9 protein-coding genes are annotated in these 13,050 nt (G+C 70.3%); 8 read left to right on the top strand and 1 reads right to left on the bottom strand.

The window, feature by feature from the left end; all coding sequences use genetic code 11:
• Positions 1 to 174: 174 nt before the first annotated feature.
• Positions 175 to 540 carry an Rv3654c family TadE-like protein gene (locus AB0K36_RS25900; protein WP_364598786.1) on the top strand — a complete coding sequence of 122 codons (366 nt, stop codon included), beginning with the start codon at positions 175 to 177 and terminating at the stop codon, positions 538 to 540.
• Here AB0K36_RS25900 and AB0K36_RS25895 read toward each other — a convergent pair.
• Complete coding sequence (locus AB0K36_RS25895; protein ID WP_364598783.1) at positions 476 to 2,959, bottom strand: DEAD/DEAH box helicase; 2,484 nt, start codon at positions 2,957 to 2,959, stop codon at positions 476 to 478. The genes AB0K36_RS25900 and AB0K36_RS25895 overlap by 65 nt on opposite strands.
• 78 nt (positions 2,960 to 3,037) lie before the next feature.
• Between AB0K36_RS25895 and AB0K36_RS25890 the strand changes: the two genes are divergently transcribed.
• From AB0K36_RS25890 to topA, 7 genes are all read left to right on the top strand, one after another.
• Positions 3,038 to 3,391 (top strand): STAS domain-containing protein, encoded by a 354-nt coding sequence (locus AB0K36_RS25890; protein ID WP_003967428.1) that lies wholly within the window; start codon positions 3,038 to 3,040, stop codon positions 3,389 to 3,391.
• Between the two features lie 111 nt (positions 3,392 to 3,502).
• Positions 3,503 to 3,946, top strand: a complete 444-nt coding sequence (locus tag AB0K36_RS25885; RefSeq protein WP_189470582.1) for an ATP-binding protein — start codon at positions 3,503 to 3,505, stop codon at positions 3,944 to 3,946.
• Between the two features lie 546 nt (positions 3,947 to 4,492).
• On the top strand, positions 4,493 to 6,901 hold the full coding sequence (locus tag AB0K36_RS25880; protein ID WP_364598780.1) for a sodium-translocating pyrophosphatase: 2,409 nt from the start codon (positions 4,493 to 4,495) through the stop codon (positions 6,899 to 6,901).
• A gap of 200 nt (positions 6,902 to 7,101) precedes the next feature.
• A complete protein-coding gene (locus AB0K36_RS25875; RefSeq protein WP_189470578.1) occupies positions 7,102 to 7,689 on the top strand; it encodes a small secreted protein in 588 nt (195 codons plus the stop codon).
• Between the two features lie 178 nt (positions 7,690 to 7,867).
• On the top strand, positions 7,868 to 9,367 hold the full coding sequence (locus AB0K36_RS25870; RefSeq protein WP_364598777.1) for a DUF7059 domain-containing protein: 1,500 nt from the start codon (positions 7,868 to 7,870) through the stop codon (positions 9,365 to 9,367).
• Between the two features lie 336 nt (positions 9,368 to 9,703).
• Positions 9,704 to 9,901: a hypothetical protein gene (locus tag AB0K36_RS25865; RefSeq protein WP_159689215.1), complete on the top strand. Its 198-nt coding sequence runs from the start codon at positions 9,704 to 9,706 to the stop codon at positions 9,899 to 9,901.
• A gap of 224 nt (positions 9,902 to 10,125) precedes the next feature.
• Positions 10,126 to 12,945, top strand: a complete 2,820-nt coding sequence (topA, locus tag AB0K36_RS25860; protein WP_364598774.1) for a type I DNA topoisomerase — start codon at positions 10,126 to 10,128, stop codon at positions 12,943 to 12,945.
• Positions 12,946 to 13,050 lie beyond the last annotated feature (105 nt).

Here is a 13,050-nt window from a genome sequence, read left to right as displayed (position 1 = left end):
GGTCCACCGGCACCGGGCGGGCGCTCAGGAGCGGGGAGGGGGCCTTGTGCTGGTTCGTGCGGACAGAGGAGGCCGCGTAAGCGACACAGGGCCTGCCCGCGTCGTCGGAGTGCCGAGAGCGGAACGCCTCGAACGGCCCCACCCGGCCACGGCGGCGAGCGTGGAGGTGACGCCGTGAGCGAGGACCGTGGCTCGGCGACCGTGTGGGCGGCGATGGCGACGACTGTGCTGTGTGCGGTGTTCGCGATCATCCTGGCGATGGGCCAGGCCGTGGTCGCCCGCCACCGGGCGGGAGCCGCGGCCGACCTCGCGGCCCTCGCCGCCGCCGACAACGCTCTCCGGGGCACGGCCGAGGCTTGTGCGTCGGCGGGCCGGGTGGCCGACGCGCAGGGAGCGCAGCTCGTCCGGTGCTCCGTGACGGGCGAGATCGCGGACGTGACGGCGATGGCCCGCTTCGGCCCGTACGCCCCGGCGGTCAGGGCGCGGGCGGGGCCGCCGGTGCCTCCTGTGGCGCCGGCGCAGTCCGGAGCAGCTCCGTGAGCAGCCGGACCGCGCCCCGTTTGTGCAGCGGATCGTTGCCGTTGCCGCACTTGGGCGACTGGATGCACGACGGGCAGCCCGCCTCGCATTCGCACGAGGCGATCGCCTCCCGGGTGGCTGTGAGCCACTCGCGGGCCGTGTGGAACGCCCGCTCGGCGAAGCCCGCCCCGCCCGGGTGCCCGTCGTACACGAACACGGTCGGCAGCAGCGTGTCGGGATGGAGCGGCACGGAGACGCCTCCGATGTCCCAGCGGTCGCAGGTGGCGAACAGAGGCAGCATCCCGATGGAGGCGTGCTCGGCGGCGTGGAGGGCTCCGCCCAGCTGCTCCGGGTTGATCCGGGCGGCGTCCAGCTGGTCCTCGGTGACCGTCCACCACACGGCGCGGGTGCGCAGGGTCCGGGGAGGCAGGTCGAGCTTGGACTCGCCGAGGACTTCACCGGTGATGAGTCTGCGCCGCAGGAAGGAGACGACCTGGTTGGTGACTTCGACGGAGCCGTAGCTCAGACGTCCGTCTCCCCACGGGATCTCGACGTCCGTTTCGAGTACGGAGATGGAGGTGGTGTCGCGGGCGGTGGTCGAGTACGGCGGGCCGGCCTCCGTGACGAGAGCGACGGAGTCCTCCAGGTCGAGCTTGTCGACGAGGAACGTACGGCCCTGGTGCAGGTGGACGGCGCCGTCGTGGACCGCTGTGTGGGCGGCCCCCTCGTCGACCGTGCCGAGCAGCCGGCCCGTGGCGGACTCCACGATCTGGACGGGGCGCCCGCCGCCGCCCCGGATGTCGGTCAGGTCGGCGGCCCGCTCGCGACGGGTCCAGTGCCAGCCGGATGCCCGCCGCCGCAGCAGCCTCGCGTCCTCCAGCTGGGGCATGAGTTCCGCCGCGCCCGGGCCGAAGAGCTCCAGGTCGGTCTCCGTGAGCGGAAGCTCGGCGGCCGCCGCGCACAGGTGCGGGGCCAGCACGTAGGGGTTGTCCGGGTCGAGGACGGTGGATTCCACCGGACGGTCGAACAGCGCCTCGGGATGGTGGACGAGATACGTGTCCAGCGGGTCGTCACGGGCCACGAGCACGGCGAGGGCGCCCTGACCCGAACGGCCCGCCCTGCCCGCCTGCTGCCACAGGGAGGCCCGTGTGCCCGGGTATCCGGCGATCACGACAGCGTCCAGGCCGGCGACGTCCACACCGAGCTCGAGGGCGGTGGTGGCCGCCAGCCCGAGGAGTTCGCCGGAGTGCAGAGCACGCTCCAGTGCCCGGCGCTCCTCCGGGAGATAGCCGCCCCGGTAGGCGGCGACACGCCGGGGCAGGGAGCGGTCCACCTCGGCGAGGCGCTCCTTGGCGATCACGGAGATCAGCTCGGCGCCGCGGCGGGAGCGGACGAAGGCCACGCTGCGGACGCCCTGCACCGTCAGGTCGGTCAGGAGGTCGGCGGTCTCCGCGGTCGCGGTGCGGCGGACCGGTGCGCCCTTCTCGCCGTGGAGCTCGGTCAGCGGCGGCTCCCACAGCGCGAAGACCAGCTCTCCGCGGGGGGAGGCGTCGTCCGCGACCTCGTGTACGGGGAGGCCGGTGAGCCTGCCCGCGGCGACGGCCGGTTCCGCCGAGGTGGCGGAGGCGAGCAGGAAGACCGGATTCGCACCGTAGCGCGCGCACAGCCGGCGAAGGCGCCGCAGCACCTGGGCCACATGGGAGCCGAAGACGCCGCGGTAGGTGTGGCACTCGTCGATCACGACGTACCGCAGTGAGCGCAGGAAGGAGGACCAGCGTGGGTGGGCGGGAAGTATCCCGCGGTGCAGCATGTCCGGGTTGGTGAGGACGTAATTGGCGTACTGACGCACCCATTCGCGTTCCTCCACCGGCGTGTCGCCGTCGTACACGGCGGGCCGGATCCGGTTGCCGAGCGGGGCCGCCAGCTCCTTCACCGCGCGGCGCTGGTCGGCTGCGAGGGCCTTGGTGGGCGCCAGGTAGAGGGCGGTGGTGCCCCGGCCGTTAGGGGCCTCCGCGCCGTCGAGCAACGTGCTGAGCACGGGGGCCAGATAGGCGAGTGACTTGCCGGACGCCGTGCCGGTCGCGATGACCACGGATTCGCCGTCCAGAGCGTGCTCGGCGGCGGTCGCCTGGTGGGCCCAGGGGTGCTCGATCCCGGCATCTTGGACGGCGCTGATCACTTCTGCCCGGATGCGGTCCGGCCAGACGGCATGCCTGCCCGGTCGAGGGGGCAGGTGCTCCGTATGAGTGATGCGCGCAGCCCGGCTCGCACCAGCGGTGAGCCGGTCGAGGACCGTGCTGGGGGAGGGGCGGTTTTCCACGCTCCCGGGCGGTCGACTGGGACGGTGATTCATGGCCATCGGCACCGAGTGTGTCACTGGCGTGACGGACAATGGTCCCAAGGCGTCGTGCATGGCTGCTGGTAAGTGATTGAATGCCATCGCGGCTGGCGACCGTCCTCCGGCTCCGTCGGGGAGACTTGAAGGGCGGCCGCTCGATAGCAAGGTGCTGGAGGATCCGTGGACCTGTCCCTGTCGACTCGCAATGTGTCCGGACCTGGTGGCGACCGTACGGTCGTCGAGGTCGGTGGCGAGATTGATGTGTATACCGCGCCCAAGCTGCGCGAGCAGTTGGTCGAGTTGGTGAACGACGGCAGCTACCACCTGGTTGTCGACATGGAGGGCGTGGACTTCCTCGACTCCACCGGCCTCGGCGTGCTCGTGGGCGGGCTCAAGCGTGTGCGTGCGCACGAGGGCTCCCTGCGCCTGGTCTGCAACCAGGAGCGCATTCTCAAGATCTTCCGGATCACGGGTCTGACCAAGGTGTTCCCCATTCACACCACGGTCGACGAAGCTGTCGCGGCCACCGACTGACGGTCGGCCGGAGACTGCCGGAAGCAAGAGGGGCCCCGGGCATCCAGCCCGGGCCTCTGAGAGGCACGCCCGTACGTCGAGAGGCACGCCCGTACGTCCGAGGGGGACTGCATGGCCACCGTTGAGCTCCGCTTCAGCGCCCAGCCCGAACATGTCAGGACGGCGAGACTGGTCGCCGCTGCCGTGGCTCGTCGTGCCGGGGTCGAGGAGGCGGTGCTGGACGAGGTCCGGCTCGCCGTCGGAGAGGCCTGCAGCCGCGCTGTCGGGCTGCACCGCAGCCATGGCATCACCGCGCCCGTACGGGTGATCCTCGCCGACGAGGAGAAGATCTTCTCCATCGAGGTCGGTGACGAGGTCCCGAGCGCGGGCGCCGGCTCCACAGCCGTGTCCGGTGGACGCGGCGAGGGCACCGAGGACGTCGACGCCGAGGGCGAGGACGAGATGGGTCTCGCCGTCATCAGCGGTCTCGTCGACGACATGGAGGTCTCCTCCAGCGAGGACGGCGGTGTCATCCGTATGAGCTGGCCGGCGACGTCGTTCGCCGTCACGTCCTGAGTCGTCACATCCTGACTCGTCACCCTCCGAGTCGCCTGGGAGCCGTAGGCAGCCCCTGGCAGAGGCCCGGCGGTCCCAGCGGCCCGGCGGTCCCAGAGCCGCCGGCAGGGGCCGGCGGCCAGAGCGGGCGGTCAGAGCCCGTCGGTGCGTGGCCCGGCGGTCCCGGAGCCGGCCGTCGCGGCCCCCGATCGTCGTTTCCTGAGCCGTCACGCCTGGATCCGACCGTGCAGGACCGGACAGTCCTGGGGCCGGTGTGCCGGAGGGGCAGATCCGCGTCGTCCGGCAGGCCGGTCCCATTGTCCGCTGATCATTCTGGATCGATCCGACGTAAAGAGGCCCTGCTGAGCAGGGCCTCTTTCGTATTTTCTAGATCATCGTTCGGGCGTCAATGCTTTTGCCCCGTTACCGCTTTCGGGGATCATTTTCGGGCCCGATCATTTGCTGAGTAGCAAGTCAAGGTCAATTACATTTACCGCGCCCTGTTTTGATCAGGTTCCGCTCCCTACAATCCGTCCACATCTTGAGCTCTGACGTCAAGGAGGACGAATGGCGGGGCTCTTCAACCCACACCTGATCGATCACCCCACTTCTCTCGCAGCCGCGGTACTCACGGATGACAACCGACTGATCGTTATTGTGATCGCGGTCGTCGCCCTGGCAGCGCTTGTGGTCGCCCAGCTCCTGGTACGCCAGGTGCTGGCCGCGGGCGAGGGCACCGATTCCATGAAGAAGATCGCGGCCGCGGTACAGGAAGGCGCGAATGCATATCTGGCACGGCAGCTGCGCACTCTCGGCGTCTTCGCCGTCGTGGTGTTCTTCCTGCTGATGCTTCTCCCGGCCGACGACTGGGCGCAGCGCGCCGGTCGCTCGGTGTTCTTCCTGGTGGGTGCGCTTTTCTCGGCGGCCACCGGTTACATCGGCATGCGTCTTGCCGTGCGGGCCAATGTGCGCGTCGCCGCTGCCGCGCGCGAAGCCACGCCGGCGGAAGGCGAGCCGGAAAAAGATCTCACGGCCGTCTCGCACAAGGCCATGAAGATCGCTTTCCGTACGGGCGGCGTGGTCGGCATGTTCACGGTGGGCCTCGGCCTGCTGGGTGCGTCCTGTGTCGTGCTCGTCTACGCGGCGGACGCGCCGAAGGTGCTCGAGGGCTTCGGCCTCGGCGCGGCGCTGATCGCGATGTTCATGCGTGTCGGCGGCGGCATCTTCACCAAGGCGGCCGATGTCGGCGCCGACCTCGTCGGTAAGGTCGAACAGGGCATTCCCGAGGACGACCCGCGCAACGCCGCCACGATCGCCGACAACGTGGGCGACAACGTCGGCGACTGCGCGGGCATGGCGGCCGACCTCTTCGAGTCGTACGCCGTCACGCTCGTCGCGGCCCTCATCCTCGGTATGGCCGCGTTCGGCGACGCCGGGCTCGCCTTCCCGCTCATCGTCCCGGCGATCGGCGTGGTCACCGCGATGATCGGTATCTTCGCGGTCGCCCCGCGGCGCGCCGACCGCAGCGGCATGACGGCGATCAACCGCGGCTTCTTCATCTCCGCGCTGATCTCGCTCGTCCTCGTGGCCGTGGCGGCCTACGTCTATCTGCCCGGTTCGTACGCCGAGTTGGACGGGGTCGGCGACGCGGCGGTCCAGGCGCACGACGGGGACCCTCGGGTCCTGGCGCTCGTCGCCGTCGCGATCGGCATCGTCCTGGCGGCGCTGATCCAGCAGCTGACCGGCTACTTCACGGAGACCAACCGGCGCCCTGTGCGCGACATCGGCAAGTCGTCGCTCACCGGCCCGGCGACCGTCGTCCTGGCCGGCATGTCCATCGGTCTGGAATCCGCCGTCTACACCGCCCTGTTGATCGGTCTCGGCGTCTACGGTGCCTTCCTGCTCGGCGGCACGTCGATCATGCTGGCGCTGTTCGCGGTGGCGCTGGCCGGCACGGGTCTGCTCACCACCGTCGGCGTGATCGTGGCCATGGACACCTTCGGCCCGGTCTCGGACAACGCCCAGGGCATCGCCGAGATGTCCGGTGACGTCACCGGCGCGGGCGCCCAGGTCCTGACCGACCTGGACGCCGTGGGCAACACCACCAAGGCCATCACCAAGGGCATCGCGATCGCCACAGCCGTGCTCGCGGCCTCGGCGCTCTTCGGCTCGTACCGCGACGCCATCGCGACGGCGGCCTCGGACGTCGGCGAGAAGCTGGGCGACGGCGCACCGATGAACCTGGTGATGGACATCTCGCAGCCCAACAACCTGGTGGGCCTGGTCCTCGGCGCCGCGGTCGTCTTTCTCTTCTCCGGGCTGGCCATCAACGCGGTGTCCCGTTCCGCGGGCGCCGTGGTCTACGAGGTGCGGAGGCAGTTCCGCGAGCACCCCGGGATCATGGACTACACGGAGAAGCCGGAGTACGGGCGCGTCGTCGACATCTGCACCAAGGACGCGCTGCGTGAGCTGACGACACCCGGCCTGCTCGCCGTGCTGACACCGATCGCGGTCGGCTTCTCGCTCGGCGTCGGCGCCCTCGGCTCGTTCCTCGCGGGCGCGATCGGCACGGGCACCCTGATGGCCGTCTTCCTCGCCAACTCCGGTGGCGCGTGGGACAACGCCAAGAAGCTCGTCGAGGACGGTCACCACGGCGGAAAGGGCAGCGAGGCGCACGCCGCGACCGTCATCGGTGACACGGTCGGCGACCCGTTCAAGGACACCGCCGGCCCGGCGATCAACCCGCTGCTGAAGGTCATGAACCTGGTCGCGCTGCTCATCGCGCCCGCGGTGATCCAGTTCAGCTACGGGGACGACGCCAGCGCGGGAGTGCGTGCGGTGGTCGCGGTCCTGGCGATTCTGATCATCGTCGGTGCCGTGTACATCTCGAAGCGGCGGGGCATCGCCGTCGGAGACGAGTCCGGCGGCACTGCCGAGCGCAGTGCGAAACCGACCGATCCGGCGGTGGTCTCCTGACACAGATTCAGCGGACGGGCGGGCGGCACGGCTTGACGTGCCGTCCGCCCGTCCGTCTGTGGAATCACCGCTCAGGGTGAGCCTTGTCTCTCTTGGTGCAAATGGCTTCAAAAGGTATTGAACCGGGCGCACGACACGCGGTTGTCGCCCAGTTGGCGTGTATGTTCCGGGGCCGAGAGGCCTTGGAAGGGACCAATCCGGTGAACAAGAAGCTTGCGGCCGCCCTGTCCGGCGGCGCGGTACTGGTACTGGCGCTGTCGGGCTGCGGCGACGACAGCGAGGAAAAGGTGAACGCCTGGGCGAAGGACGTCTGCGACCAGGCGCAGCCGCAGATCAAGAAGAGGGCCGACGCACAGCAGGCCATCATCTCGACGGCCGCGGACGGTAAGCCCGCGGACATCCAGGCTGCCGACTCCAAGGCGTTCGCGGACATCGCGGCCGCGGACAAGGCGCTCGCCAAGGCGGTCAAGGACGCCGGCGTTCCCCCGGTCGAGAACGGCGAGAAGCTCCAGCAGGACGCGGTGAAGGAGCTCGACGCCACCGCCGCCGCCTACCTGGACCTCAAGAAGAAGGTCGACGAACTCGACCCGAAGAACCAGCAGAAGTTCGCGGACGGCCTGCAGACCGTCGCGGAGGGGCTGAAGAAGATCGAGCGCATGGACCAAGCGGCGCTGGCGAAGCTGCAGTCCGGGGAACTGGGCAAGGCCATGGCGAAGCAGCCCGGCTGCCAGCGGGCCGACACGTCGAGCCCCGCGGGCGGCGCCTCGGCGTCGTCGGGGAAGGCGTAGGCCGTCCCGGCGCCGTGAATTCGACGCGCCTACCCGCCCGGCGGGCGGGTAAGCGTGCCGTTGGACGGCGTGGCCCCGCGGCATCGCCGACGGGAGCCGGCCGTCCGGTGGAGGACATCGGTCCGGTGGGACGCCGGGCCGCGCGGCGGGCGTCCGTCGCGGCGGCCACAATGGGCTGGTGAGTACGACAAGCCTCCCCGTGCCCGACCACGCGCCCCGGCTGCGTGACGCGTTCCTCTCCGCCGCCTTCACGGCCGACGGGCTGCTCGATCTGCTCGGCGCGCCCGCCTACGCGGCGCTCGCCCGCAGCGAGACCGTGCCCGCCCTGCGCGCCACGCGCGGGGCGGGTGTCCTGGAGACGCTCGTCCGGCTGTTCCTGCTCCAGTGCGCCGTTCCCCACGAGCAGGCCCGCAAGGCGCTCCCTCTCGAGGAGTGCCTCGCCGGCGGCTGGGTGACGCGCGGCGGCGACGAGGTACGGGCCACCGTGGACGTCCGTCCGTACGGCGGGCCGGAGGGGCAGGACTGGTTCATCGTCTCCGACCTCGGATGCGCGGTCGGCGGAGCGGGCGGGGCGAGCGGCCAGGGCGAGGGAGTGGTCCTCGGCGTCGGCGGTGCGTCCACCACGCTCGCCGGCATCACGGTCCGCACGCCCGTCGCTGCCGCGCTGGACCTGGGAACCGGTTCCGGCATCCAGGCGCTGCACGCCGCCCAGCACGCGACGCGGGTCACGGCCACCGACCTCAACCCCCGGGCCCTGCACTTCACCCGGCTCACACTCGCCCTGTCAGGTGCGCGGGAGGCCGACCTGCGCGAGGGCTCGCTGTTCGAGCCGGTCGGCTCCGACACGTACGACCTGATCGTGTCGAACCCCCCGTTCGTCATCTCTCCCGGTGCCCGGCTCACCTACCGGGACGGCGGGATGGGCGGGGACGATCTGTGCCGCTCCCTCGTTCAGCAGGCGGGGGACAGGCTCAACGACGGCGGTCACGCCCAGTTCCTCGCCAACTGGCAGCACGTGGAAGGGGAGGACTGGCAGGACCGGCTGCGCTCGTGGGTGCCGCCCGGCTGCGACGCGTGGATCGTGCAGCGCGAGGTGCAGGACGTGACGCAGTACGTGGAGCTCTGGCTGCGCGACAGCGGGGACCACCGCACCGACCCGGCCCGGTACGCCGCGCGGTACGACGCCTGGCTGGACGAGTTCGAGGCCCGTGGCACGAAGTCGGTCGGCTTCGGCTGGATCACCTTGCGGAAGTCCGGTGCCGAACGCCCCTCGATCGTCACGGAGGAGTGGCCGCACCCCGTCGAGCAGCCGCTCGGCGACACGGTGCGCGCGCACTTCGCCCGGCAGGACTATCTGCGTGCGCGTGACGATGCCGCGCTGCTCGCCGATCACTTCGTGCTGGCCGGAGAGATCATGCAGGAGCAGGTCGGTATGCCGGGCGCGGAGGACCCGGAACATGTGGTGCTGCGCCAGAACCGGGGCATGCGGCGCGCCACCAAGGTGGACACGGTCGGCGCCGGTTTCGCGGGCGCGTGCGACGGCAGCCTGAGCGCCGGGCAGATCCTCGACGCCATCGCCCAGCTCCTCGGGGAGGATCCGGTCCTGCTGCGCGACCGCACTCCGCAGGCACTGCGGCTGCTGATCGAGGAGGGCTTCCTGGAGCCGGCCCCGCGGTGAGGCCGTCGCATGCGGCTGACCGGCTCCGTCTCCCGGCCTCGCTCCAGGTTCCCGGCCCCGCCCTGCTTCCGGCCCCGCCCCAGTCCCGGGCCCCGCTTCTCCTGCTCCCCCGGCTCCCGCGGCTTCCGGTGGCGGAAATCGACGGGGAAATCCGGCCAAGGTTCGGTTTGCGGTCGCATTTCCTGTGACTTCGCCCCCGCCGCTGTGTGACTTCGACCGCGACCGGGCGGGTGAACCCCACGTGGCGTTCACCCGGAGTTCGTGCCTGCGACGCCCAGGGGTGCCAGCCTCGCCCTGCACAGGGACCTCGGCATCAGGAAAGGACCGGGTACGGGCATGGAGAGCGGGCCAGCGATCTTCGCCGGAACGGCATTCGCGCTGTTCGGGGCCGCGCTGCTGCTGTGGACGGGGATGCGCGCGCTGCACCGCCGGCCCGTCGCACACGGAGTGACCACGGCCACGGGCGTGACCTTCGGGATGCTGTTCGGTGCGGTGTTCCTCACTCTCGCCGTGTGGTGCTTCGGCCGCCTCTGACCCGGTCCCGGGAAGACGGCGTGCCGGGTCCGGGCGGCAGGAACGGCTGGACTCGGGTTACCGTTCGAGTGGCCGTTGCGGGCTTTTGCCGTTTGACACGGGGGCGGGTTGTACCGTCACACTCCGCAGCGACAGCAGCGTCACAGCAGTGCGACCAGGCACAGGACCACGTGCCGCACCCGCCGTGAGCGCCCATCGAGCGTCGACCGGAGAGAAGAGCGAAGTTGTCCCCGACCAGCGAGACCGCACACGGCGGCCGCCGACTTGTGATCGTCGAGTCGCCTGCCAAGGCGAAGACGATCAAGGGCTACCTCGGCCCTGGCTATGTCGTCGAGGCGAGCGTCGGGCACATCCGCGACCTGCCGAACGGTGCCGCAGAGGTGCCGGAGAAGTACACCGGCGAGGTGCGGCGGCTCGGCGTCGACGTCGAACATGACTTCCAGCCCATCTATGTCGTCAATGCCGACAAGAAGGCCCAGGTCAGGAAGCTCAAGGAGCAGCTCGCCGAATCCGACGAGCTCTTCCTGGCCACCGATGAGGACCGCGAGGGCGAGGCCATCGCGTGGCACCTCCTCGAGGTGCTCAAGCCCAAGGTCCCGGTCCACCGGATGGTCTTCCACGAGATCACCAAGGAAGCGATCCGGGACGCCGTCGCCAACCCGCGCGAGCTGAACAAGCGCATGGTCGACGCCCAGGAGACCCGCCGTATCCTCGACCGCCTCTACGGCTACGAGGTCTCGCCGGTCCTGTGGAAGAAGGTCATGCCCAGGCTGTCCGCCGGGCGTGTGCAGTCGGTCGCGACCCGGCTCGTCGTCGAGCGGGAGCGCGAGCGCATCGCCTTCCGTTCCGCCGAGTACTGGGACCTGACCGGCACGTTCTCCACCGGCCGGGCCGGTGACCCGTCCGACCCGTCCACGCTCACCGCCCGCCTGAACACCGTCGACGGGCAGCGTGTCGCGCAGGGCCGCGACTTCGGTTCCGACGGCCGGCTCAAGTCCGCCCAGGTGCTGCACCTGGACGAGGCGAACGCCCGCTCCCTCGCGGCAGCGCTCGACGGCGCGTCGTTCGCGGTCCGCTCGGTCGAGTCCAAGCCGTACCGCCGCTCGCCGTACGCACCGTTCCGTACGACGACGCTCCAGCAGGAGGCGTCCCGCAAGCTCGGCTTCGGGGCGAAGGCGACCATGCAGGTCGCGCAGAAGCTGTACGAGAACGGCTTCATCACCTATATGCGTACGGACTCCACGACGCTGTCCGAGACGGCCGTCGCCGCGGCCCGTGCGCAGGTGACGCAGCTGTACGGCGCCGACTACCTGCCGGAGAAGCCGCGTGTGTACGCCGGCAAGGTCAAGAACGCGCAGGAGGCGCACGAGGCGATCCGCCCGTCGGGTGATCGTTTCCGTACCCCCGCGGAGACCGGCCTGACCGGTGACCAGTTCAAGCTCTACGAGCTGATCTGGAAGCGGACCGTTGCCTCTCAGATGAAGGACGCCGTCGGAAACTCCGTCACCGTGAAGATCGGTGGCCGGGCTTCGGACGGCCGTGACGCCGAGTTCAGCGCGTCCGGCAAGACGATCACCTTCCACGGCTTCATGAAGGCCTATGTCGAAGGCGCCGACGACCCGAACGCGGAGCTCGACGACCGTGAGCGGCGCCTGCCGCAGGTCGCGGAGGGCGACGCCCTGTCGTCCGAGGAGATCTCGGTCGACGGTCACGCCACCAAGCCGCCGGCCCGCTACACCGAGGCGTCCCTCGTCAAGGAGCTGGAAGAGCGCGAGATCGGCCGCCCGTCGACCTACGCCTCGATCATCGGCACCATCCTCGACCGCGGCTACGTCTTCAAGAAGGGGACGGCCCTCGTCCCCTCGTTCCTCTCCTTCGCCGTGGTCAACCTGCTGGAGAAGCACTTCGGCCGGCTCGTCGACTACGACTTCACCGCGAGGATGGAGGACGACCTCGACCGCATCGCGCGGGGCGAGGCCCAGGCCGTGCCGTGGCTGAGGCGCTTCTACTTCGGCGAGGGCGACGCCGCCGGCGCCGCCTCCGAGGCGGGCAACGGCGACGGCGACCACCTCGGCGGCCTCAAGGAACTGGTCACCGACCTCGGCGCGATCGACGCCCGGGAGATCTCCAGCTTCCCCGTCGGCAACGACATCAAGCTGCGCGTCGGCCGGTACGGGCCGTACGTGGAGCGGGGCGAGAAGGAGGCGGAGGGCCACCAGCGCGCCGACGTCCCCGAGGACCTCGCACCGGACGAGCTCACCGTCGAGTACGCGGAGGAACTGCTCGCCAAGCCGAGCGGCGACTTCGAGCTGGGCACCGACCCGGCCACCGGCCACCAGATCATCGCCAGGGACGGGCGTTACGGCCCGTACGTGACGGAGGTCCTGCCCGAGGGCACGCCGAAGACGGGCAAGAACGCGGTCAAGCCGCGTACCGCCTCGCTCTTCAAGAGCATGTCCCTGGACACGGTGACCCTGGAGGACGCCCTCAAGCTGATGTCCCTGCCGCGGGTCGTGGGTACCGACGCCGAGGGTGTCGAGATCACCGCGCAGAACGGCCGCTACGGCCCGTATCTGAAGAAGGGCACCGACTCGCGCTCCCTCGAGACCGAGGAGCAGCTCTTCTCCATCACGCTGGAAGAAGCGCTGGCGATCTACGCCCAGCCGAAGCAGCGTGGCCGGGCCGCCGCCAAGCCGCCGCTGAAGGAGCTGGGCACCGACCCGGTCAGCGAGCGTCCGGTGGTCGTCAAGGACGGCCGGTTCGGCCCGTACGTGACGGACGGCGAGACGAACGCCACTCTGCGGACCGGCGACAGCGTCGAGGACATCACCCCGGAACGCGGATACGAGCTGCTCGCCGAGAAGCGGGCGAAGGGGCCCGCCAAGAAGACGGCGAAGAAGGCTCCCGCGAAGAAGACGGCGGCCAAGAAGACGGCGGCGAAGAAGACCGCCGCCAAGAAGACGACCGCCGCGAAGAAGACGACGGCCAAGAAGACGACCGCGAAGTCGGCGGCGAAGAAGACGACCGCTTCGGCGGACGAGTAGCCGGGACGGCGGGGCGGTCTCCTCATGAGGAGTGATCGGCGCGCTGGTCCTGGGTGTGGCCACAGGCGGTGGAGGGCTCGCCCTGGACGTGCTGCAGCGTCTGGC

It is taken from the genome of Streptomyces kurssanovii (assembly GCF_040677245.1).
GTDB classification, from domain to species: Bacteria; Actinomycetota; Actinomycetes; order Streptomycetales; family Streptomycetaceae; genus Streptomyces; species Streptomyces kurssanovii.
The sequence above is the reverse complement of the archived record's forward strand: the minus strand, read 5'-3'. Positions and strand labels throughout refer to the sequence as shown.